Genomic DNA, 23,196 nt, shown 5'->3' on the forward strand with positions numbered 1-23,196 from the left:
ATAAGCATGACGACACGTTCAGATAACTATTTCACAGAAAAATATCAGCTCACCGCCCCCCATTCCGAAGTGGTTGCGGCGCTGCCGTTACTGAAACCGGGCAAAGCGCTGGATGTCGGCTGCGGCAACGGGCGCAACAGCCTTTTCCTGAATATGAAGGGGTTTGAGGTTACCGCCTGGGATAAAAACCCGCAGAGCATCGCCAACCTGGAACGAATTGTGGCGGCGGAGTCGCTCAGCGGCATTACAACGCAAATCACCGATCTGAACAGCACGCGTTTTAACGGCGAGTACGATTTTGTGCTGTCTACGGTAGTGATGATGTTTCTGCAGCCGGAAACCATTCCCCAGCTGATCGCCGATATGCAGGCCAGTACGGTAAAAAACGGCTATAACCTGATCGTCGCCGCAATGGATACTGAAGATTATCCCTGCAGCCTGCCCTTCCCGTTTACCTTTAAGTCGGGCGAGCTGAGCCACTACTATCGCAACTGGAATATCGTTAAATATAACGAGAATCCGGGCCAGCTGCACAGAACCGATGAGAACGGCAACCGCATCAGCCTGCGCTTCGCTACCCTGCTGGCGCAAAAGGCGCCGGCGGAATAATCAGCTATCCGCCAGCATGGTTAACGGCTGCGGTTCACTAATGGCGTCGCCCTGCAAATAATCAATCCCCAGCGCGCGCAGGGCCGTCGCCACCGCCTGGGACTCTACCGATTCCGCGACAATCTGCATCCGCTTCAGCCGCGCGACGCGGCAGATAGATTCCACAATCTGATAGTTCAGCGGGCTGCTCAGCATATTGTGAACGAAGCTGCCGTCGATTTTGAGCATATCCGCCTGCAGCGTGTTTAATTGCAGATAGCTGGCATAGCCGACGCCAAAATGTTCGATGGCGATGCGGCAGCCCATCTGGCGCAGCCGGTTCACGGTACGCTGGCCCGCCAGCGATTCCACCGCGCCTGAGGCTTCGCTGATCACCAGAATCAGCTGCCAGGGCTCGACCTGATGCTGTTTCAGCAGCCGCTCCAGCTCGCTAAGAAAGAAGGGACGGCACAGATTTACCGCATGGATATTGACCGCAAAGCGGGCGGCAGGCAGGCGCGCGCGGCTGCGATCGATAAAGCCCAGCGCATGGTTCAGCACCCAGCGGTCGATCTCCCACGTCAGGCCGAACTCCTGCACCACCGGCAGAAAACGCTCCGGCAAAACCTGTTCGCCGCGCGCGTCGATCAGCCGCAGCAGCAAATCGTGATAATCATCGCCGCGCAGCCCTTCAATACGCTGCGCCATCATAATAAAGCGTTCATTATCCAGCGCCTGCTGCACCTCATTCAGCAGCGCCAGCTTCTCTTTAATCTGTCGCTGCAGGCCGGTATTGTCCTGCTGCAGGCTTTCCGGCTGATGGCTGTGCAGCGATACTTCCGCCATTTCGCTCAGCTCGCCCAGCAGCCCCGGCAGATGGTTAACCGGCGGCACCACATGGCAATAGCTGATGCCGATATCAGGCTGCAGCGGCAGCCCTTTCCAGCGCAGGCTGTAGCCGTCAAGCCGCGCGCCGATCTGCTGAATGCGCTCTTCATGGGTCGATTTATTCAGCCGCAGCGCCAAATCGAAGCCCGGCAGATGATAAACGGTTTCGTTTGGCTGCAGCAGCGGCTGCAAATGGGCGGCCAGCCGGCGCTTGTACTCAATCCGCAAATCCAGACCCCAGGTGCGGCTGAGACGATCGATATCGGGGATGCGTAAAAAGCAGAGCGTGGAAGAGGCCTGCTGCGCCAGCATATTTTTTAACGCCCGCAGGTTCGGCAAATCGATAATAGGATCGATTAGCGCGGCCTGACGCGATTTTTGTATCAGCTGACGCTGGCGCACTCCGCTAACGGCAATAAAGTAGATAATCAGCGTCCACACCAGCAGGTTGGTGCTGACTACCGCCAGGTGCAGCGAAATATCCGGCTGAACGCGGAACTGATAGAACGCAATCAGCACCAGCGCCCACACCAGCGCGGTAAACAGAAAACCGAAGCGCACCGCTGACCAGAGCATGGTCGGCAGCAGCAACAGCAGCGCGAAATCGCCGACCAGCTGATTTTCCAGCCTGCTGTGCAGCACCATCAGCAGCGTTACCAGCAAAAACAGCCAGATCAGCCAGATTTTTATTTCCGCGGCGCTCACGCTATCGGCAATTTGCTGACGCAGCAGGCCAAACTGGCGTGAAAAATAGCCGGGATGGCGGAAACAGCGAATCAGCATGTAATAAAAAGGCATGATGGCGACGCAGGAAAGCAAAATCGCCTGATAGTTAATTAGCGTACGCAGCGTAAGCGGGTTGCGGTTAAAAATAGAGCTGGAGGCGGGCACCGCGTTCAGCGTAACGGTAATCTGCATCAGAAAAACCAGCAGCGTCGGCAGAAAAAAACCGATCCAGAACAGCCGCATCACGCCCAGCTGCAGTATGCCTGGCTCAGCGCCCCAGTGCCGCCCCGCCCAGATGCGGTAGCCCAGCCAGCAGATGCTCAGCCCACAGATAAATACGGTGCAGGTGAGCAGAGCGTGCCCCGGTGAAAAAAGGGCGATATAGCGCCACAGCAGCGCCAGAGCGATACCGGGCAGCGCCGCCCAGTCAAAGACCATCAGCAGCGCCACCGTTAAGGTAATCGGCAGAAACAGCAGATAGATCGGGCCGTCGGGTAAGCTCAGCTTCACAGAGAGTAAACTGGAAAGCGGCATCAACAGCAGCGCCAGCCATAAAGGCATCCCCCACCATTTACGGCGAAAGCGTGTTAGCGCAGGCAATTTTAACCTGGTAAACAAAACGGCCTCTCCAGTAACTATGAGGCTTGCAAAATAAGCCACATAAAGCTTAAAAACCGCACCATACTAATTTCCAATAAGCATTCCGGCTTGATACAGGTCAAAATTGATCATTAAAAACAGTTCACAGCACATTTCGTCATGCTACCTGCCGCGCCGGGCGTCAGATTAGCGTCAGCAAACGGCAATGCGTCATTGACCTTAAGGTTACGCTGTGCCTAAATTATTCCATCGCCTTTGGGCTTGTTACAGGAATCCCTGAGTGAACAGCGTTACGTCGTTACGAAGACGTCCGAAAACTGGCCGTATGACCCGTATAATCTTGCTGATTAGCTTTTTTTTGCTGCTGGGACGGCTGTTTTACGCCTTGCCCGGCGCCTTTCAGCACTATCAGGACAACAAAGAGAACGCTGTAGTACCGGTAGTTACCCAGCCCGCCGGTCAATAAAGTCATGAAACGAGCGTTAGCCCGCTTTTGCTGAGACAGTTTATGCTTTTCTCATGCCGGCAGAAGCTGAGCCTTTTTAGCCTCAACCTCCAGACACAGGGAATTTTTTATGTCTGTATCTCAGGCGCAGCAGCTGGCCGATATCCGCGGCCGTATTCTCACGCTTCTGCTTGATGGCCCGCAGCTGGTTGAGCAGCTGCTCAATCCCCCCGCCTCTCCCGATGAATCCACTGCGGAAATCCAGGCGCAAATCGCCAGCCTGCGACAGGATTTAACGTTGCTGCATGCGGCTGATATCGCCGATATCCTTGAAGCGTTGCCGGAAGATGAGCGCCAGGCGCTATGGCGCCTGGTGGATAACTCACGTCGGGGGCAGGTGCTGGTAGAAGCCTCGGAAACGGTCTGGGAAAGCCTGACCGAGGGCATGAGCGATAAGGAAATTTTGCAGGCGATCGCACCGCTGGATATTGACGATCAGGCCTATCTGGCGCGTTATCTGCCGCGCGATCTTACCGGCCGGCTGCTGGCCTCCCTCGATCCGGCGCTGCGCGCGCGCGTGCTGAACGTGGTCAACTTCGATCGCGATCTTGTTGGCCGCATTATGGACTTCAACTTTATCACCGTGCGCGCCGATATTACGCTGGCGACGGTGCAGCGTTTTTTACGCCGGCGCCGCGCGATCCCGGAAGGCACCGATAAGCTGTTTATCACCGATAAAGATAACATTCTGCTGGGCGAGCTGCCGCTGACCGATATTCTGCTTAACCAGCCGCAGACGCCGGTTTTCTCGGTGATGAACGATCGCCCCAATACCTTCCGCCTTGACGATAAGGCCGAAGAGGCCGCCGGCGCCTTTGAGCGTTATAACCTGATTTCCGCGGCGGTCATCGACGCGCAGGGCAAGCTGATCGGGCGCGTAACGGTAGAAGACGTTATCGATCTGGTTAATGAAGAGAACGAAAGCAATATTCGTAAGATGGGCGGCCTGAGCCAGGAAGAGGAAGTCTTCGCGCCGGTAAAAAAGGCGGTACGCACCCGCTGGACCTGGCTGGCGATAAATCTCTGCACCGCTTTTATCGCCTCACGGGTGATCGGCCTGTTTGAGGAAACCATTTCTCAGCTGGTGGCGCTGGCGACGCTGATGCCGATCGTCGCGGGCATCGGCGGCAATACCGGCAACCAAACTATTACCATGATCGTGCGCGCGCTGGCGCTGCATCAGGTAGAGCCGGGCAATTTCAGTTTTCTGTTTTTACGCGAGATAGGCGTCGCGCTAATCAACGGCCTGTTCTGGGGCGGCATTATGGGCGCGATTACCTGGCTGATGTATGACAACGCGGCGCTTGGCGGCGTGATGATGCTGGCGATGGTGCTGAACCTGCTGCTGGCGGCGCTGATGGGCGTATTGATTCCGCTGGTGATGACGAAGTTAAAGCGCGATCCGGCCATTGGCAGCAGCGTTATGATTACCGCGCTCACCGACACCGGCGGCTTTTTTATCTTCCTGGGGCTGGCGACGCTGTTTTTATTGCACTGATGGGATATGAAGCGAGCCACTACAATAAATCTTGTTATGTAAACCTGTACTGGCTTAACGAAGCACCCTTATTTGTCATCTCGCTAAGTTAAGCTGCCGACCGAGCGGCGCGCTCTCAGCAACTGCATTACCCCGCCTTCAGGCTGCCGTCCTTATCTGGCGTCCCCAGAAAACAGATGAAAAAAAGCCCGCAATAACGCGGGCTTAGCGGTGTTTTACGGCTTTTAGGCGCGGGCTACTGCCAGAGGCTAATCATTCCCACTCGATGGTCGCCGGCGGCTTACCGGAAATATCATAAACCACGCGCGAAATACCATTAACTTCATTAATAATGCGGTTAGAGACGCGGCCCAGGAACTCATACGGCAGATGCGCCCAGTGCGCGGTCATAAAGTCGATGGTTTCTACCGCTCGCAGCGATACTACCCAGTCATATTTACGACCGTCGCCCATCACGCCGACGGAACGCACCGGCAGGAAGACGGTAAAGGCCTGGCTCACCTTGTTGTAGAGATCCGCTTTACGCAGTTCTTCAATAAAGATGGCGTCGGCGCGACGCAGCAGATCGCAATACTCTTTTTTCACTTCGCCGAGCACGCGCACGCCAAGACCTGGGCCTGGGAACGGATGGCGATAGAGCATATCGTACGGCAGCCCCAGCTCCAGACCAATCTTACGCACCTCGTCCTTAAACAGCTCTTTCAGCGGCTCAACCAGCCCCAGCTTCATCTCTTTCGGCAGGCCGCCGACGTTATGATGCGACTTAATCACATGCGCCTTACCGGTCGCCGAGGCGGCGGATTCAATCACATCCGGGTAGATGGTGCCCTGCGCCAGCCATTTCACATCGGTCAGGCTGGTTGCCTGCTCGTCGAAGACTTCAACAAATACGCGTCCGATTGTTTTACGTTTCGCTTCCGGCTCATCAATACCTGCCAGCGCGTCGAGGAAGCGCGCTTCCGCCGGAACGTGAATAATATTCAGGCCGAAGTGATCGCCGAACATATCCATCACCTGTTCCGCTTCGTTCAGGCGCAGCAGGCCGTTATCAACGAAAACGCAGGTCAGGCGATCGCCGATGGCGCGGTGCAGCAGCATAGCGGTTACCGAAGAGTCAACGCCGCCGGAAAGGCCAAGAATCACTTTATCGTTGCCGACCTGCTCGCGCAGACGCTCAACGATATCTTCAATAATTTTCGCCGGCGTCCACAGCGCTTCGCACTGACAGATATCCAGCACAAAGCGCTCCAGCATACGCAGCCCCTGACGGGTGTGGGTCACTTCCGGGTGGAACTGCACGCCGTAAAAACGTTTCTCTTCGTTCGCCATAATGGCGAACGGGCAGGTTTCGGTGCTGGCGACGGTAACAAAATCAGACGGGATGGCGGTAACCTTATCGCCGTGGCTCATCCAGACGTCCAGCAGCGGCAGGCCGGCGGCGCTTATGGCGTCTTCGATGCCGCGCACCAGCGCGCTGTCGGTTCTGACTTCCACCTGCGCATAGCCGAACTCACGCTCGCTGGAGCCTTCAACCTTGCCGCCCAGCTGCATCGCCATGGTCTGCATACCATAGCAGACGCCCAGTACCGGCACGCCCGCGTTGAAAACATATTCCGGCGCGCGCGGGCTGTTGAGTTCGGTGGTGCTTTCCGGGCCGCCGGAAAGAATAATACCGCTCGGCTTAAATTCGCGGATCTGCGCTTCGGTCACATCCCAGGCCCAAAGTTCACAATAGACGCCCAGCTCGCGCACGCGACGCGCCACCAGCTGAGTGTACTGCGAACCAAAATCGAGGATCAAAATACGATGCTTATGAATATTTTCCGTGGTCATTAAGACAGTTCCAGGGCGATTGAGTGTTCAATAAAAGCGCCCGGCGGATCGCCGGGCGAGGATGTTGCCGGGATCAGGATCCCATACGGTAGTTCGGCGATTCTTTGGTGATGGTCACGTCATGAACGTGGCTTTCCGAAATACCCGCGCCGCTGATGCGCACAAATTCCGCTTTGGTGCGCAGCTCTTCAATGGTGGCGCAGCCGGTCAGGCCCATACAGGAGCGCAGACCGCCCATTTGCTGATGTACGATCTCTTTCAGACGGCCTTTATAAGCCACGCGGCCTTCGATCCCTTCCGGCACCAGCTTGTCCGCCGCGTTATCGCTCTGGAAGTAGCGATCGGAGGAGCCTTTAGACATGGCGCCCAGCGAACCCATACCGCGATAGGATTTAAAGGCGCGGCCCTGATACAGCTCGATTTCGCCGGGAGACTCTTCCGTACCGGCCAGCATCGAGCCGACCATCACGCAGGCGGCGCCTGCGGCGATCGCTTTCGCGATATCGCCGGAGAAGCGGATGCCGCCGTCAGCGATAACCGGCACGCCGGTGCCTTCCAGCGCCGCTACCGCATCGGAAACTGCGGTAATCTGCGGTACGCCCACGCCGGTAACGATACGGGTAGTACAGATAGAGCCAGGGCCGATGCCGACTTTCACCGCGCTTACGCCCGCCTGAGCCAGCGCCAGCGCGCCAGCGCCGGTAGCGACGTTGCCGCCGATAATTTGCAGATCGGGATATTTGGCGCGGGTTTCACGAATACGCTGCAGTACGCCTTCGGAATGACCGTGAGAGGAGTCGATCAGCAGTACGTCAACGCCTGCGGCGACCAGCGCATCAACGCGCTCTTCGTTGCCCGCGCCTGCGCCCACCGCTGCGCCAACGCGCAGGCGACCGTGCTCATCCTTACAGGCCAGCGGCTTACGCTCCGCCTTCTGAAAATCTTTAACGGTAATCATGCCCAGCAGGCGGAAGCTGTCATCTACCACCAGCGCTTTTTCCACGCGTTTTTCGTGCATTCGCTGCAGCACCACTTCGCGCGCTTCACCCTCTTTTACCGTAACCAGCCGCTCTTTCGGCGTCATGACGGCGGTGACCGGCAGGTTGAGATCGGTCACGAAACGCACGTCACGGCCGGTAATGATACCGACCAGCTGATTATCTTCCGTCACTACCGGATAGCCGGCGAAGCCGTTACGCTCGGTCAGCTCTTTCACTTCACGCAGCGTGGTGGTCGGCAGCACGGTCTGCGGATCGGTAACGACGCCGCTTTCATGCTTTTTCACCTTGCGCACTTCTTCCGCCTGGCGCTCGATGGACATATTTTTATGGATAAAGCCCAGCCCGCCTTCCTGCGCCAGCGCGATAGCCAGACCGGCTTCGGTCACGGTATCCATAGCGGCAGAGAGCATTGGAATGTTCAGACGAATGGTTTTGGTCAGTTGGGTACTGAGGTCAGCCGTGTTAGGCAGGACGGTGGAGTGAGCAGGAACGAGCAAAACGTCGTCAAAAGTGAGTGCTTCTTTAGCGATTCGTAGCATGGCAATATCTCAACCTGGGGTGAATGAGAACAGATAAAATATTGCCGCGGCATTATACAGGGCGTAATCGGTTGCCTCCAGCTTTTTTTCAGAAAATGTCTTGATCCCCTGGCTGAGGCATGTAGTATCGACTAATTAACTTGCTGATTTACTATTTGATCCTCATCACATGTCGCTACCGCCTTCCGCTAATATTTTTACCGTCAGCCGCCTTAATACCACGGTGCGTCAGCTGCTGGAAGGCGAGATGGGCCAGATCTGGCTCAGCGCTGAGATCTCCAACTTTAGCCAGCCCGCCTCCGGCCACTGGTATTTTACGCTCAAAGACGATACCGCTCAGGTACGCAGCGCCATGTTCCGCAACAGCAACCGGCGCGTCACCTTTCGCCCGCAGCACGGACAGCAGGTACTGGTACGCGCCACGGTCACGCTTTATGAGCCGCGCGGCGATTACCAGCTGATTGTCGAGAGCATGCATCCGGCGGGCGAAGGTCTGCTGCAGCAGCAGTTTGCACAGCTGAAACAGCGGCTGGCGGCGGAAGGGTTGTTTGAACAGCAGCATAAGCGGCCGCTGCCGGAACCGGCGCGTCAGGTAGGCGTGATCACCTCCGCCACCGGCGCGGCGCTGCATGATGTGCTGCGCGTGCTGCACCGGCGCGATCCCTCGCTGCCGGTGGTTATCTATCCCACGGCGGTACAGGGCAACGAGGCGCCGGCGGCGATTGTCCGCGCGATTGAGCTGGCGAACCTGCGTAATGAATGCGATGTGCTGATCGTTGGGCGCGGCGGCGGCTCGCTGGAGGATCTCTGGAGCTTTAACGATGAGCGCGTAGCGCGCGCCATTTTCGCCAGCCGTATTCCCATCGTCAGCGCCGTCGGCCACGAAACCGATGTCACCATCGCCGACTTTGTCGCCGATTTACGCGCCCCGACCCCTTCCGCCGCCGCGGAGATAGTCAGCCGCAATCAGGTCGAGCTGCAGCGCCAGCTGCTGGCGCAGCAAACGCGGCTGGAAATGGCGATGGATTACTATCTGGCTCAGCAGCAGCGTACCTTTACCCGCCTGCAGCACCGCCTGCAGCAGCAGCACCCGCAGCTACGGCTGGCGCGCCAGCAAACGGCGCTGTTCCGCCTGCAGCGGCGCCTGGACGAAGCGATGCAGCTGCGACTGCGTCACGCCGCGCGCCGGCAGGATCGGCTGACGCAGCGTCTGTCGGCGCAGCAGCCGCAAAACAGAATTAATCATGCGCAGCAGCAGCTGCAACAGTGGCGTTACCGGCTGTCGCAGGCGATGCAGCAGCGCCTGAGCGGAGATAAGCAGCGCTTCGGCGTCCAGGTGGCGCATCTGGAGGGCGTCAGCCCGCTGGCAACCCTGGCGCGCGGCTTTAGCGTCACCCAGACGCCGGCAGGCGAAGTGCTGAAGAAAACGGCCCAGCTCAAACCGGGCGATACGCTGCAAACGCGGCTGGAGGATGGCTGGATAGAAAGCGAAGTCAAAGCCGTCACGCCGCTAAAGAAAACTCGCAAAAAGCGGGCATAAATTACCGTTACGCCGCGGGAAGAGCGCATCGCCCCGCCAGAGCGTTACCGCTGCGCCATGCGCAGCGGCGTCAGCGGTTACAAACAGCGCCGGCTTTTAGTCCGCCTGCCGCAGGCGATACGCGGTCGCCGGCTCGCCGTTGATCCACAGCTCGCGCCGTTCGCCGGACGGCAGCCTAATATCCAGCTGCCGCCACGCGGGCTGATAGCGCCCTTCCTGCGATACTTCCAGCGCAATGCGCGTCGCGCTGCAATCCATCCGCCAGCGCAGCCAGAGCGCATCGCCCTCGCGCCAGCCGTGGCTTTCGCCGTCATCTTCAAAAAGCAGCCCTTCGCTCTGCCCCGCCGATAAGGGAAACAGTCGCAGCTCGCGCCGATCGTCCGCCGCCGCGTCCACGTGCGCCATACGCTGCGACATCGGCAGGCACGCGCCGGCACGCGCCAGCAGCGGCAGCCTCTCCAGCGGCGCGTCCAGCGTAATCCACTGTCCGCCGCCGTACCACTGGTCGCTCCAGAAACAGTACCAGCCCGTACCGTTATCCGGCAGCCACACCCGACGCTGACGCTCTGCCGGCTCCACCACGCTCGCCACCAGCAGGTCGCGGCCGAGAAGAAAATCGTCCGTTTCCTGCCAGGTTTGCGCATCATGCTCGTGGTCAAGGAAAGTGGGCCGCAGCATCGGCTCATCATCGACGCTCGCCTGCCACAGCAGGGTGTAAAAATAGGGCAGCAGGCGATAGCGCAGCCGAATCGCCTCGCGCACGCTATCCGTTACGCCGGGATACATCCAGGGCTCGTTTACCGTACCGTCATCGTTCCATGAGTGAATGGTAAAGCGCGGATGCATGACGCCATTCTGCACCCAGCGCACAAACAGCTCCGCATCCGGCCTGTCGCCGGAGAAACCGCCGACGTCGTGGCCGACGTTATACAATCCTGACAGGCTCATCCCCAGCCCCATGCGGATATTGTAGCGCAGCGTCTGCCAGCTGGTGCGGTTGTCGCCGCTCCAGGTCTGCGCGTAGCGCTGCATACCGGCGCAGCCGGAGCGTGAAATCAGGTAGGGGCGCCGCTGCGGCGCAAATCGCTGCTGCGCCTCCAGCGAGGCGCGCATCATCAACAGCGGCATTACCGGGCGGATGTGCTTAATCGCTACCGGCCGTCCAAAGCCGTGGCAGCGCGCCTCGCCGTCCCAGATCTCATATTCGTTGTTATCGTTCCAGGTGGAATCGATTCCCATCTCCAGCAGCTGGCTGGTGACGCCCTGCTGCCACCAGCGGATCGCATCGGGATTGGTGAAATCAAGGTGCGAACCTTCATCGTCCCAGAAGCAGGATCGCTCCGGCGCATCCGTCTCTGAATCGCGGACAAACAGCCCCTGCGCCGCCGCCTCCTCGTAGCGCGGATGATCCTGCAGCAGACAGGGTTTAATATTGGCCGCCAGCCTCAGCCCCGCCTCATGAAACGCGGCGCTCAGCTGGCGCGGCTGCGGCACTTTTTCATAGTTCCAGTTAAATACGTAGCGCTTATTACCGATGGAGGTGTAGCCGGACGAGAGCTGAAAAGCATCGCAGGGAATGGCGTGCCGGCGACAGAGCTGGATAAACTGCTGCAGCTGATGCTGGGCGTCGGGCGCATCGGTATAGTGCATCGTGGAGCCGCTGTAGCCCAGGCTCCACTTCGGCCCGAAACAGGTTTTGCCGGTAAGCCGCACAAAGGCTTTGGTAACGTCCAGCACGCGCGGGCCTAACAACAGGTAATAATCGAGATCGCCCGCCTCCGCCTGATAGCGTCGGTAAGGCTGATGATAATTGTCCAGTTCGTTGCCGAGATCGAGCCAGCAGCTGCTGAGGTTATCGTAAAACAGACCGAAGCTAACCTGCTCGCGACGGGTAATGGTAAACGGAATATGCTTGTAGAGCGGATCGGTGCTGGCGGCGTTATAGCCCATGGCGTCAAGATTGCGCATTTCAAAACGTCGGCCGCTGCGCTCAAGATCGCCCGCTTTCTCCCCCAGCCCATAGTAGCGCTCATTGGCGAAACGGCGCTGATAGTGCGCCACGCCGTCGCCATGTCCATTCAGCAGATAAGCGCTGGTGCGCCGATCTTCGGCCAGCGGCTGCCACTGGTTAGCGGCATCAAGATATTCCCATGCCAGCCAGAGCGGCTGATGTACCGTGACGCGCAGCTTCTGGCTGCTGATTATCAGCCGGTCATCGCAGGTTTCCAGCTGATAGCCAGGCAGGCTGAACCCCGCCACGCTCAGGCGATCGCGTCCCTCCCAGGGCACATCCTCTTGCGGCGCGATGCTCCAGGTGCGATCCAGCGCCAGCTCGCCGTTGCGTTTGATCAGGATGCGGAACAGCGACGCCTCCAGCACGTAGAGGCAAAACAGATGCCGTCCGTCAACCCGCAATTCGATCCTGTCGGCGTACTTGCCCGCCAGCGTCCAGTTTTTCAATGTCTTCATATCCACTCCAGCATTTAAGGTTTTTTAGCGCGGCGTTCGGCCAGCAGAGCAATCAGGAACAGCGCGCCGATCAGGTCGAAAAAGCCCATCGCCACAAACAGCGGGCCGAAACCGACCGTGTCGGAAACCGCGCCGATCAGCAGGGAAAAAAGAAAGCTGGCGATCCAGGCGCAGGAGCCGCGCATGCCGTTAACCGTCGCCATCTGGTTTTTATCGAACGACTCCACGACCAGCGCGCTCAGCATGCAGGAGATCACCTGGTGGCCAAAGCCGCCAATAGAGATCAGGGCGATCGCCAGCAAGGGATCTTTAGTTACGGCGACCAGCGTCAGCGACAGCATCAGAAAAGCGCCGGTGACGGAGCTGGCGATCACTGAGTTAATGCGCTGAAAGCCGAACCATTTACGATACAGATTTGTGAGATAGCCGCTGGCGACGCTGCCGATATCGGCCGCAAGGAATGGAAGCCAGGCGAATAGCGCGATCTGTTTAAGATCCATCCCGCGCTCGGTGGCGAGATAAAGCGGCACCCAGAAGCTAAAGACCGCCCAGGCCGGCTCGGCGAGAAAGGCGGGAATGGCGATGCCGTAAAATTTCTTATCGCGGCAGAGTCGCGCCAGCGAGGTAAAAAACGGCAGCTTCGGCAGATCCGGTTCGTTATCTTCGCGGATCAGTTCCAGTTCCTGCTGGCTGAGGTTTGGGTGCTGCTGCGGCGCGTGATAGAAACGCCACCACAGTACCACCCAGATCAGCCCCAGCGCGCCGGAAAAGAGAAAGGCGCCCTGCCAGCCCAGCGTCAGATGAGCGACGACGATAATCGGCGGCGCCAGCATCGCGCCGACAGAGAAGCCCACTCCGGCCCAGCCGGCGGCGATGGGACGCTCTTTTTTTGGAAACCAGTCGGCGATAGCGCGGGCGTTAGCGGGCGTGGCGGCCGCCTCGGCGCCGCCCATAAAAAAGCGCAGCAGCGCCAGCTGCATCCAGCTTCCCGCCCCGGCGTGCAGCATACATACCAGCGCCCAGAGGGTAGCGCAGATCAGAAAGCCGGTTTTCAGGCCAATCACATCAATCAGCCAGCCGCAGAGCGGCTGAAACAGGGTATAGGCGAGCTGAAACGCCGCCACCACCCAGGAATATTGCTCGGTGGACATATTCAGGCTGACTTTCAGCTCCGGCGCCAGAATCCCCAGCGAATTACGCGTGATGTAGTTAATAGTGATGCCCAGCAGGAAGAGCGCCAGCATCCACCAGCGCAACGCTTTAAATTTGCGGGCGGAGCGGGCTACGGTTGTCTGTTCGGTTTCAATACTCATCTGTTTTCTCCGTCGCCGTCTGTGTTACGGCACGCCCGCCAGCGGGGCGTTTCAGTGGGGTATCGAAGGCGACAACAGCGGTGCAATGCGACGGCTTTCACAAAACAGTCCTGTCACCTGCTTAACCCTATGATTATCATTTGCTTTTTCCGGCGCGCCATCCACATAGTGAAACGCCGCGCCCGCCCAACAGGGACACCGTTGCAGACTAGCCAGCGGCGCTGGCGGGCGAAACCGTGTTTTTTGCAAAGATTTTCATTCGCGGGCGTGATGACAACGGCGGCATCGTCTGTAGCCACAGCGGCAGGCTGCCCGCTCCTGATGAAAAAATTTTCATCAGCTGATTTGAAGGGGATCACAAAATGAATGGAAAGTTAAAAATCACCCTGATCGCTCATCAAACCGGGCTATCGATTAGTACCGTTTCACGGGTGCTGGCGGGCAAGGCCAACACCAGTGAATCGGCCCGGCAGAAAGTGATGGCCTGCGCGCGTCAGCACGGCATTTTGCAGCAGCTGTCACAGGGCAGGCTGATGCTGAACAATCTGGTAATTTTCGCGCCGCCGCGCGCCTTCTCAGTACGCACCGATATTTTTTACTACCGGGTGATTCAGAGCATCGTTGAAGCGCTCAGCCCTTATGAAGTTCACCTTAGTTCGTGCGGGCTGGAGGAGGAGCGCAGCGACAGCGCGCTGTTCGTCGCAAGGATGAATCATCCGCAAACCCAGGCGGCGCTGATTATCGGTATTGACGATCCGCATATCCATTCGCTGGCGGCGGATCTGAATAAACCCTGCGTGTTGATTAACTGCAGCGACCGTGAAATGCGCCTCGACAGCGTCTCGCCCGATCATCAGCTGATCGGCGAGTTTTCCGCCAGCTATCTGTTTCAGCAAGGGCATCGCAACATTCTCAATCTGCAGTGTCTGCGTCGTACCACCATGGAACGGCGCCTTGCGGGCATCCGCCAGGCGTGGATGCGGCAGAATCTGACCTTTGACGCGGAGCAGCATCTGATCGCCACCGCCGGCTTCAGCGCCGAAGAGGCGGAGCTGGCGATCGCCAGCTGGCTCAGCGCCCTGCCCGATCGCAGCCGCTGGCCGAGTGCGATTCTCGCCGGCAGCGACTTTATGGCGATGGGCGCGGTCGCAGCCATTCACAAGCTGGGCCTGTCGGTGCCGAATGATATTTCCGTAATGAGCACCGACGGCTGGAATCTGGCGGAGATTCACGATGTGCCCCTGACCTCGGTACAGGTGCCGCGCGACGAGCTGGGATTTGAAGCGATTCAACTGCTGCAGCGCCGGCTGCTGCGGCCGGCCGCCCCACCCTGCAACCTGCTGCTGCAGGGAAAACTGACGCTGCGGGAATCGGTGCGCAGCTTCAATGCGCATAAGATGAAACCGGCGCTAAGCACCCATCATCCGCAGCTCTACGACGAGGCACATATCATTAATCTTTTTGATAAATAAACTGTCGAAGCGGGCGATCGGCCGCGGGGAAGATCTGAACTACACTTAGCAGGGTAAGCTTTCATCAATAAGGGTTGTTTTAGCCTAAGGAGAGCCTTAATGCTTCGTCTACCCGTCAGCTCGGTCATCCCTCCCTATATCCTGCGTAAAATTATCGCCAATGGATCGGGACATCAGCAGGACTATGCGCGCCGCACGTTAAATCATGTGCAGCACCTGATGGCGCAAAGCTGGCAGCAGCCAACGGCGCCGAAGAACAGTGCTGTCGGCCATGTCGATCGTGAGATTTACGATGCGCAGAACAGCGAAAGCCTGCCCGGCGTGCTGGTGCGCAAGGAGGGCCAGCCTGATAATCAGGATGTGGCGGCCAGCGAAGCCTGGGAATATCTTGGCGTTACCTGGGATTTTTTCTGGCAGGCTTACCAGCGCAACTCGCTGGATAATCAGGGGCTGACGCTCAAAGGCACCGTTCACTACGGCAAGGAATATCAGAATGCCTTCTGGAACGGTCAGCAGATGGTATTTGGCGACGGCGACGGCGAAATTTTTAATCGCTTCACCATCGCTATCGATGTGGTTGCGCACGAGCTGGCGCACGGCTTGACGGAGACGGAAGCAGGGCTTATCTATTTTGAACAGGACGGCGCGCTAAACGAATCGGTTTCCGACGTTTTCGGAGCGCTGGTCAAGCAGTTTCATCGTCGTCAAACGGCGGATCAGGCCGACTGGCTTATTGGCGAAGGTTTGCTGGCGGAAGGCATTAACGGACGCGGGCTGCGTTCGATGGCCGAGCCGGGCAGCGCCTATAACGATCCGATGCTGGGCAAAGATCCCCAGCCCGGCCATATGCGCGACTATATTAAAACGCGTGAAGATAATGGCGGCGTTCATCTCAACTCCGGCATTCCAAACCGGGCGTTTTATCTGGCGGCCAGGGCGCTGGGCGGCTACGCCTGGGAGCTGGCAGGGCGCGCCTGGTATGATACCGTCTGCGATAAAGAGCTGCCGCAGGATGCGGACTTCGCTACCTTTGCGCAGTTTACCGTGCGCCATGCCCGGCATCGTTTTAACCAGGCGACGGCGCAGGCCATTGAGGATGCCTGGAAAGAAACGGGTGTTTTATCATGAAAACGTTACCGAAACTGACCGACGACGCCGTAATCGATCTGGCGCGCGAAGGCGGTTTTGCCTGGATACCGAAGCTGGCCGGCCAGCGCCGTATTGCGCTGGCGCAGCTCCCCGAACCACAGAAAGAGCGGGTTTGTGAAATCCTGCGCCATTCGCTGCCGCTGGGTGAACCAGCCGATAAGCCGCCGCAGGCGGGGCGCGGCGATCAATACTATTACCGCATCCAGATCAGCTACAGCACGCAGCAGCACAGCGGCGATATCGTTATCGTTATTCCTGACAGCCTGGCGCCGCCGGAGCTGAAGGCGCTGTGGAAAGAAGGCGAGTAGCTTAGAGATAAAGCCATGCCGCCCGCAAGACGCCGATGCCAAAAGCAGGCGGCATGGAGCGAAGAGCAAAGCGTCCCGCGCCAGGGAGGGCGCGGGCCGAGCCGCCAGGGATGCGCCTTTGCGTCTTTGCGAACGGGCCATGCCGCCCGCAAGACGCCGATGCCAAAAGCGGGCGGCATGGAGCGAAGAGCAAAGCGTCCCGCGCCAGGGAGGGCGCGGGCCGAGCCGCCAGGGATGCGCCTTTGCGTCTTTGCGAACGGGCCATGTCGCCCGCAAGACGCCGATGCCAAAAGCGAGCGGCATGGAGCGAAGAGCAAAGCGTCCCGCGCCAGGGAGGGCGCGGGCCGAGCCGCCAGGGATGCGCCTTTGCGTCTTTGCGAACGGGCCATGTCGCCCGCAAGACGCCGATGCCAAAAGCGAGCGGCATGGAGCGAAGAGCAAAGCGTCCCGCGCCAGGGAGGGCGCGGGCCGAGCCGCCAGGGATGCGCCTTTGCGTCTTTGCGAACGGGCCATGCCGCCCGCAAGACGCCGATGCCAAAAGCGGGCGGCATGGAGCGGAATGAAACAAGGCCCCTGCCGGGGCCTTGCTGCTCTTACTTATCTGCCTTATCGTCCAGCGCATAGGCAATAACATAATCACCGCGATCCGGCGACTGCCGCGCGCCGCCGGCGGAAATCAGAATATATTGCTTGCCGGTGGTCGGTGAAACATAGCTCATCGGACCGCCCTGACTACCTACCGGAAGACGCGCTTTCCATACTTCTTTGCCGGTTGAGCTATCGAAGGCGCGCAGATAATAATCCTGCGTACCGGCGATAAACACCAGTCCGCCCTGCGTTGCCAGGGTGCCGCCCAGCGTCGGCATACCGATCGGCATCTTCATGCGCATCTTCACGCCAAACGGGCCGGTATCCTGCACGGTGCCTACCGGCACCTGCCAGACGATTTTGCGCGTTTTCAAATCAATGGCGCTCAGCGTGCCAAATGGCGGAGCCTGGCAGGGAATACCCAACGGCGACATAAAGCGGTTTTTATTCACCGCATACGGCGTCCCTTTCAGCGGCACCGCGCCCATACCGGTATTAACAGATTCACCGCCGTTGCTGCCGCGTGAAATCGCATCGGTATTCGCCGGGATCATCTGCACCCACAGACCGAGACGCATATCATTCACGAAAATATAATGATTGTTCGGATCGGTAGAAAGGCTGCCCCAGTTCATGCCGCCCAGCGAACCGGGGAAGCTCAGAGACTTATCGGTGCCCGGTACGGTAAACAGCCCATCGTAACGCATCGATTTAAAGGCGATACGACAGACCAGCTGATCGAACGGCGTCGCCCCCCACATATCGGACTCTTTCAGCGTCTGCGCGCCGATTTGCGGCATACCTACCGAACGCGGCTGCGTTTTACTGTACTGTTCATTAGGGATATCGCCAGCATTAACCGGCTGCTCTTTCACTTCAGTCAGCGGCTTGCCGGTCAAACGATCCAGCACATACACCTGCCCTGCTTTGGTGCCAAACACCACGGCAGGTTTAGTGCTGCCATCCTGCTGCGGAAAATCGATCAGGCTCGGCTGCATCGGGATATCGAAATCCCACAGATCGTTATGAACCGTTTGATAAACCCACTTCTCTTTACCGGTGGTTGCGTCCAGCGCGAGGATAGAAGCGCCATACTTATGATCCAGCGGCGTACGGTTAGCGCCCCAGAGATCGACGGAAGAGCTGCCCATCGGAATAAAAACGGTATTCATCGCCGGATCCCAGGACATCGGCGCCCAGGAGTTAGGCGTACTGCGCGCCCAGGTCTGACCCGGCTGCAGCGGCGCGTTCGGTTCAGCGTTGCCCGGATCGAAGGCCCAGCGCATCTGGCCGGTGATCACATCGAAGCCTCGCAGCACGCCGCCCGGCATATCGGTCTGAACGTTATCCGCTACGCGCCCGCCTACCACAACGGTAGTGCCCGCCATCGTTGGCGCGGAAGTCAGCTGATATTTTGGATCCTGCGCTTCGCCAAGGCCCGCTTTCAAGTCGACGATGCCGTTCTGACCAAACTGCTGACAGAACTCGCCGTTATCCGCATTAATAGCGATCAGACGCGCATCGATGGTATTCATCAGGATCCGACGCTGACAGCTATCGCCTGCCGGCAGTGAAACTGGCGTAATCGGCGTAGAGCCTGGTACTGTCGACAGCGGCAGCGGCTGGTTAACATCAAAGTAGGCCAGACCGCGACAGCGGTTCCAGACTTCCGACTGCGCGTTGATTTCACGCTTCCAGATCTGCTTGCCGCTGTCGGCGTCTACCGCGATCACATTGTTGTGCGGCGTGCACATATAAATACGATTGCCAATCTGCAGCGGCGTTTGCTGATCCTCCGCGCCGTTGCCGGTCGGGCTTTCCGGAATATCGCCGGTGTGGAATGTCCAGGCCACTTTCAGATCTTTTACGTTATCGCGCGTGATCTGATCTAGCGCCACAAAGCGGCTGCCGCCGGGAGTGTTGCCGTAATTTTCCCAGTTTTTCTGCGCGTGCGCTTTATCCACCGGCACCAGCGGCAGCTGCTCGCCAGCAAAAGCCACGGTGGGATGCGGCTGAAACGTCTGCACCAGTGCGGCAATCATTCCCAGCGCCAGTACGCCGCTGCCGATCCAGGCAGCTTTAGCGGCGGGCGCCTTACCGGCGTGCCGGCGCAGGGCTGGCAGGGTTAACAGCGCAAGGAGCATAAAGCCGGTCGGCACCATCAGGCGCGACAGCAGCGGCCAGAAATCAAAGCCGCCATCCAGCGGCGCCCAGATCAGCGAGCCGATGAACACCAGCGCAAACAGCAGCACGGCAGAAGCCTTGCGGCGGAAAAACTGAATGGCGGACAGGATGGTAACAATACCCGCAATCAGGAAGTACTTGCTACCACCAAGCGCCGCGAGTTTGCCGCCGGCAATAGCAAAGAATAGCCCGGTAGCCAGCAACATCAGCCCCAGCAATACGCACCATATACCCAGGCCTTTCGCTGGCCGGGTGGTTGTTTGAACCATAATCACACTCTCCTGGTGAAACCAAGGCTTAGCAATAAAACAGGAGTCACCTGCCCCGTTTTGCGGGCCAGCGCGGCTTTTATTATCAAGCCATTACATACAGATAAACTTAAACGGAATTGCCCGTCGTCAGCGTCTTGCCTTTTACCGCCAGCGCCTGCTGCGCGGCTCAAAAAGAAGGTAGACCAACGCGGAGAATTGTACCAATCGGTACGTAATCAGATAAACAAAAAATTAACAACAACATAAAAATCCGCACTTTTGCTGCAAAAAATTAAAATTTTGAGAAGCGGTAAGATTGGCAAAGGGTAACGAAACTGAGCAAAGCGGGAGCAAAGGAAGAAGCAGAAGCAGAAGCAGAAGCAGAAGCAGAAGCAGAAGCAGAAGCAGAAGCAGAAGCAGACTAAAGCGCTTTGCGTTACGGGTCAACCAAAGCGCTTCAATGAAATCAGTACGGCCGCGTTAAGCGCTTAACCTGAGATAAAATAACGCCAGTCAGTCACTCCGCCTGGCGCTGCGCTACAAATTCAACGCGCTTTTTCGATATCAGTCCATGTCCGTGCTGGCAGAAATAATCGGTCGCGCCGCATGCTTTCAGCACCTGCAACGGTTGATGGCAGACGGGGCATTGCGCCTGCCTGTCATAACGCGCGCCGCACTGTTGACAGTAAAAATCGCTATCGCCGGAAGCCAGCGGATGCCGGCACTTTTCGCACAGTTGCATAAGAGCCTCCTGAATGGGCGCGGCTAAAGTGAAACTGCCGCGGCGGCAATAATAGAATGACACCAATAAAGAACCATGCACGGTATTATACGCACGCGTCAGCTACGGCAAAAGGCCGCATCTCTGCGGCCCCTGGAGTTAGCGTTTATTCTTTTTCAAATGCGACATCAGGCGCTTACGCTTACGCAGCTGGTTAGGCGTCAGCAGGTTACGCTTGCCGGCGAAGGGGTTGTCCCCCTCTTTAAACTGGATGCGAATCGGCGTACCCATCACGTTCAGCGAACGACGGAAATAGTTCATCAGATAACGCTTGTAAGAATCGGGCAGATCCTTCACCTGGTTGCCGTGAATCACCACAATCGGCGGATTGTAGCCGCCCGCATGCGCATACTTTAGCTTCACGCGGCGTCCGCGTACCAGCGGCGGCTGATGATCTTCAGTAGCCATATTCATAATGCGCGTCAGCATAGAAGTGCCAACGCGACGCGTTGAACAGTCGTAGGCTTCGTTAATGGATTCAAACAGGTTGCCTACGCCGCTACCGTGCAGCGCAGAGATAAAGTGCACACGGGCAAAATCAATAAAGCCCAGACGGAAATCGAGCGTCTCTTTAACTTCGTCTTTTATCTCCTGCGACAAGCCGTCCCACTTGTTGACGACAATCACCAGTGAGCGCCCACTATTCAGGATAAAGCCGAGCAGCGACAGATCCTGATCGGAAATCCCCTGGCGGGCGTCAATCACCAGCAGCACCACGTTCGCATCTTCAATCGCCTGCAGCGTTTTAATTACCGAAAATTTCTCTACCGTATCGGTAACCTTGCCGCGTTTACGCACGCCGGCAGTATCAATGAGAATATATTCGCGATCGTCACGCTCCATTGGGATGTAGATACTGTCGCGCGTAGTGCCGGGCATATCATAGACCACTACGCGGTCTTCACCCAGGATGCGGTTGGTAAGCGTGGACTTACCTACGTTAGGACGCCCTACAATAGCGATTTTTACCGGCAGGCCGGTGGGATCGAACTCTTCCTCTTCCGCTTCGGCGTCAGGATCTTCACCGCGCTCCTTCGCCGCCAGCGCCGCCCAGTAGGCTTCGTTCTCTTCCTCTTCGCTCAGCGGCTCCGCTGGCGCCACAACATCCATCCACGGCAGCAGCGCCGTTTCCAGCAGCGAGGTGACGCCGCGGCCATGGGATGCGGCAATGGCATGAATCTCTCCCAGCCCCAGCGCATAAAAATCAACTACCGCGCTGTCGGCATCCAGGCCATCGGTTTTGTTCGCCACCAGAAAGGTGGCTTTTTCACGGGCGCGCAGATGTTTGGCAATCGCCTGATCCGCCGGCATCAGGCCAGCACGGGCGTCAACCATGAACAGCACCACGTCCGCCTCTTCAATCGCCAGCAGCGACTGCTCCGCCATGCGCGTTTCTACGCCGTCTTCGGTGCCGTCAATACCGCCGGTGTCGATAACGATAAATTCCCGACCTTCCACCTCGGCGCGCCCGTACTTACGATCGCGCGTCAGACCTGGGAAATCTGCCACCAGCGCATCACGGGTACGCGTTAAACGGTTAAACAGGGTGGATTTGCCCACGTTAGGACGCCCAACCAGCGCGACCACAGGTATCATAGATAATGCCTCATTACGAAACGAAAAATCAGAAGCCGGAAGCGGATATATCAAGAGTTACTTATATCCGGTTCAGGCTGAAGGCGCTAAGGATAACACGCCGTCAGAAAAACGAAACGGCCCCTGTAGGCCAGGAGCCGTTAGCAATATTACAGCAGACGCCGACGATTAGCGCGCGATAGAGTAAACCTCGCCGTTTTTCGCCTGGATCAACAGCCTGTCGCTGGCGACTACCGGTTCAGTCTGGAAGCCGGAGCTGTCAACTTTCTGCTGCGCCACGAAACGCCCGTCGTCAGTATTCAGCCAGTGCAGATAGCCTTCGCTGTCGCCAACCACAATGTAGCCGTTGTAGAGCGCCGGCGAAGTCAGATTGCGGTGCAGCAAATCACTCTGACGCCAGATGGCAACGCCGCCGTCGGCATTCAGCGCGACAACGCGATCGTCCTGATCGACCAGGTAGATGCGCCCCGCATCAACGATAAAGTCTTTCACCGAACCAATTTCACGCTTCCATAAAATCTGGCCGGAACGCAGATCCAGCGCCGTCAGGTTGCCGTTATAAGCCAGCGCATAAACTACGCCGTTAACAATAACCGGAGTGGTATCGACATCGCTCAGGCGATCGATTTCCGTCGCGCCGCTCGGCTGGGAGATACGCTGCTGCCAGATAAGCTGACCCTGGTTAAGGATAACCGCGCTGACGCGTCCGTTATCGCCGCCAACGATCGCGCCGCCAAAAGCGGTAGCAGGCGCTGACTCACCACGCAGCGAGAGCGCAGGCATATCCAGGTTAACCGTCCATTTCACCGCGCCGCTGCTTTGATCCAGCCCCTGCAACATACCGTTGCTGGTATGAATCAGCACCAGCCCATCGCTGACTACCGGACGAGAAAGCGCCTCGCCAGCCACGCTGGTTTGCCAGGCAATGGAACCATCTTCGCTGTTCAGCGCATAGACCAGCGCACGCTCGCTGCCGATGTAGATATGCTCGCCCGCCGCGGTTACGCCGCCAGACAACAGCGCCGGCGTTCTTTTCGAGAAGAAGCCGTTATCGGTGGAAAGATTGACCTTCCACTTCTGCTTGCCATCGTTAGCGTTTAGCGCCTTAACGATACCGAAACGATCGGCGGCATAGACGGTATCGGCCTGCCAGGCGGGATGCAGATTGGAGTAGAAGTCGCCAATACCGTCGCCGACGGAGGTGCTCCATATTTCCTGCGGATCAAACTGGTTTTCCACTTTCGGCAACGGGGCCATTTTAACGACATCTTCTTCGCCGCTGAACAGCGAGCAACCGCTAAGTAAGGTGACGGAAATCAGCCCTGGCAGCAGGTATTTACGTAATTCCATGCGCTCTCTCTTGAATG

At 58.0% G+C, this 23,196-nt stretch carries 16 protein-coding genes; 7 read left to right on the forward strand and 9 right to left on the reverse strand.

What is annotated here, in order from left to right; translation table 11 throughout:
• Complete coding sequence (gene tehB / locus FKM52_RS09725) at positions 1-609, forward strand: tellurite resistance methyltransferase TehB (protein WP_141176203.1); 609 nt, start codon at positions 1-3, stop codon at positions 607-609.
• Here tehB and FKM52_RS09730 read toward each other — a convergent pair whose 3' ends face one another.
• Entirely contained in the window at positions 610-2,763 is a 2,154-nt protein-coding gene (locus FKM52_RS09730; protein ID WP_141176007.1) for an EAL domain-containing protein, read from the reverse strand.
• Between the two features lie 364 nt (positions 2,764-3,127).
• Here FKM52_RS09730 and FKM52_RS09735 point away from each other — a divergent pair, with 364 nt between their 5' ends.
• Both FKM52_RS09735 and mgtE read left to right on the forward strand, forming a co-directional pair.
• Positions 3,128-3,268: a YfgG family protein gene (locus FKM52_RS09735; protein ID WP_377090212.1), complete on the forward strand. Its 141-nt coding sequence runs from the start codon at positions 3,128-3,130 to the stop codon at positions 3,266-3,268.
• 109 nt (positions 3,269-3,377) lie between these two features.
• On the forward strand, positions 3,378-4,805 hold the full coding sequence (gene mgtE / locus FKM52_RS09740) for a magnesium transporter (RefSeq protein ID WP_141176009.1): 1,428 nt from the start codon (positions 3,378-3,380) through the stop codon (positions 4,803-4,805).
• Between the two features lie 252 nt (positions 4,806-5,057).
• Here the strand turns inward: mgtE and guaA are convergent, their stop codons facing one another.
• Positions 5,058-6,638 carry a glutamine-hydrolyzing GMP synthase gene (guaA, locus tag FKM52_RS09745; RefSeq protein ID WP_141176010.1) on the reverse strand — a complete coding sequence of 527 codons (1,581 nt, stop codon included), beginning with the start codon at positions 6,636-6,638 and terminating at the stop codon, positions 5,058-5,060.
• Between the two features lie 73 nt (positions 6,639-6,711).
• Complete coding sequence (gene guaB / locus FKM52_RS09750) at positions 6,712-8,178, reverse strand: IMP dehydrogenase (protein ID WP_141176011.1); 1,467 nt, start codon at positions 8,176-8,178, stop codon at positions 6,712-6,714.
• Positions 8,179-8,347: 169 nt separating this feature from the next.
• On the opposite strand from guaB, the gene xseA reads away from it, so the two are divergent.
• Positions 8,348-9,718: an exodeoxyribonuclease VII large subunit gene (gene xseA, locus FKM52_RS09755; protein ID WP_141176012.1), complete on the forward strand. Its 1,371-nt coding sequence runs from the start codon at positions 8,348-8,350 to the stop codon at positions 9,716-9,718.
• A 96-nt stretch (positions 9,719-9,814) separates the two neighbouring features.
• Here the strand turns inward: xseA and FKM52_RS09760 are convergent, their stop codons facing one another.
• Both FKM52_RS09760 and FKM52_RS09765 read right to left on the reverse strand, forming a co-directional pair.
• Positions 9,815-12,187, reverse strand: a complete 2,373-nt coding sequence (locus FKM52_RS09760) for a glycoside hydrolase family 31 protein (RefSeq protein ID WP_141176013.1) — start codon at positions 12,185-12,187, stop codon at positions 9,815-9,817.
• Between the two features lie 14 nt (positions 12,188-12,201).
• The gene (locus FKM52_RS09765; protein WP_141176014.1) at positions 12,202-13,500 is read right to left on the reverse strand and encodes an MFS transporter; all 1,299 of its coding nucleotides are present in this window, start codon (positions 13,498-13,500) and stop codon (positions 12,202-12,204) included.
• 362 nt (positions 13,501-13,862) lie between these two features.
• Here FKM52_RS09765 and FKM52_RS09770 point away from each other — a divergent pair, with 362 nt between their 5' ends.
• The 3 genes from FKM52_RS09770 (at position 13,863) to FKM52_RS09780 (ending at position 16,429) form a co-directional block, all read left to right on the forward strand.
• Positions 13,863-14,972: a LacI family DNA-binding transcriptional regulator gene (locus FKM52_RS09770; protein ID WP_141176015.1), complete on the forward strand. Its 1,110-nt coding sequence runs from the start codon at positions 13,863-13,865 to the stop codon at positions 14,970-14,972.
• 99 nt (positions 14,973-15,071) lie between these two features.
• Entirely contained in the window at positions 15,072-16,100 is a 1,029-nt protein-coding gene (locus FKM52_RS09775; protein WP_141176016.1) for a M4 family metallopeptidase, read from the forward strand.
• Positions 16,097-16,429, forward strand: a complete 333-nt coding sequence (locus FKM52_RS09780) for a protealysin inhibitor emfourin (RefSeq protein WP_141176017.1) — start codon at positions 16,097-16,099, stop codon at positions 16,427-16,429. Before FKM52_RS09775 ends, FKM52_RS09780 begins: the two co-directional genes overlap by 4 nt.
• Positions 16,430-17,022: 593 nt before the next feature.
• Here FKM52_RS09780 and FKM52_RS09785 read toward each other — a convergent pair.
• The 4 genes from FKM52_RS09785 to bamB form a co-directional block, all read right to left on the reverse strand.
• A complete protein-coding gene (locus tag FKM52_RS09785) occupies positions 17,023-19,470 on the reverse strand; it encodes a glucose/quinate/shikimate family membrane-bound PQQ-dependent dehydrogenase (RefSeq protein ID WP_141176018.1) in 2,448 nt (815 codons plus the stop codon).
• Positions 19,471-19,969: 499 nt separating this feature from the next.
• Positions 19,970-20,194, reverse strand: coding sequence for a zinc ribbon domain-containing protein (locus FKM52_RS09795; protein ID WP_141176020.1), 225 nt, complete (start codon positions 20,192-20,194; stop codon positions 19,970-19,972).
• A 138-nt stretch (positions 20,195-20,332) separates the two neighbouring features.
• A complete protein-coding gene (der, locus tag FKM52_RS09800) occupies positions 20,333-21,829 on the reverse strand; it encodes a ribosome biogenesis GTPase Der (protein WP_141176021.1) in 1,497 nt (498 codons plus the stop codon).
• Between the two features lie 168 nt (positions 21,830-21,997).
• Positions 21,998-23,179 (reverse strand): outer membrane protein assembly factor BamB, encoded by a 1,182-nt coding sequence (gene bamB / locus FKM52_RS09805; RefSeq protein WP_141176022.1) that lies wholly within the window; start codon positions 23,177-23,179, stop codon positions 21,998-22,000.
• Positions 23,180-23,196: the final 17 nt, after the last annotated feature.

Origin of the sequence: Mixta tenebrionis, from assembly GCF_006517625.1 — a bacterium.
Classification (GTDB): domain Bacteria; phylum Pseudomonadota; class Gammaproteobacteria; order Enterobacterales; family Enterobacteriaceae; genus Mixta; species Mixta tenebrionis.

Excerpts from the sequence above, each read along its gene's own strand:
- FKM52_RS09780 (WP_141176017.1), top strand. The coding sequence starts at position 16,097 with ATGAAAACGTTACCGAAACTGACCGACGACGCCGTAATCGATCTGGCG.
- FKM52_RS09775 (WP_141176016.1), top strand. The coding sequence starts at position 15,072 with ATGCTTCGTCTACCCGTCAGCTCGGTCATCCCTCCCTATATCCTGCGT.
- FKM52_RS09735 (WP_377090212.1), top strand. The coding sequence starts at position 3,128 with ATGACCCGTATAATCTTGCTGATTAGCTTTTTTTTGCTGCTGGGACGG.
- FKM52_RS09765 (WP_141176014.1), bottom strand. The coding sequence starts at position 13,500 with ATGAGTATTGAAACCGAACAGACAACCGTAGCCCGCTCCGCCCGCAAA.
- guaB (WP_141176011.1), bottom strand. The coding sequence starts at position 8,178 with ATGCTACGAATCGCTAAAGAAGCACTCACTTTTGACGACGTTTTGCTC.
- FKM52_RS09730 (WP_141176007.1), bottom strand. The coding sequence starts at position 2,763 with ATGCCTTTATGGCTGGCGCTGCTGTTGATGCCGCTTTCCAGTTTACTC.
- der (WP_141176021.1), bottom strand. The coding sequence starts at position 21,829 with ATGATACCTGTGGTCGCGCTGGTTGGGCGTCCTAACGTGGGCAAATCC.
- FKM52_RS09785 (WP_141176018.1), bottom strand. The coding sequence starts at position 19,470 with ATGGTTCAAACAACCACCCGGCCAGCGAAAGGCCTGGGTATATGGTGC.
- FKM52_RS09760 (WP_141176013.1), bottom strand. The coding sequence starts at position 12,187 with ATGAAGACATTGAAAAACTGGACGCTGGCGGGCAAGTACGCCGACAGG.
- guaA (WP_141176010.1), bottom strand. The coding sequence starts at position 6,638 with ATGACCACGGAAAATATTCATAAGCATCGTATTTTGATCCTCGATTTT.
- mgtE (WP_141176009.1), top strand. The coding sequence starts at position 3,378 with ATGTCTGTATCTCAGGCGCAGCAGCTGGCCGATATCCGCGGCCGTATT.
- xseA (WP_141176012.1), top strand. The coding sequence starts at position 8,348 with ATGTCGCTACCGCCTTCCGCTAATATTTTTACCGTCAGCCGCCTTAAT.
- bamB (WP_141176022.1), bottom strand. The coding sequence starts at position 23,179 with ATGGAATTACGTAAATACCTGCTGCCAGGGCTGATTTCCGTCACCTTA.
- FKM52_RS09770 (WP_141176015.1), top strand. The coding sequence starts at position 13,863 with ATGAATGGAAAGTTAAAAATCACCCTGATCGCTCATCAAACCGGGCTA.
- FKM52_RS09795 (WP_141176020.1), bottom strand. The coding sequence starts at position 20,194 with ATGCAACTGTGCGAAAAGTGCCGGCATCCGCTGGCTTCCGGCGATAGC.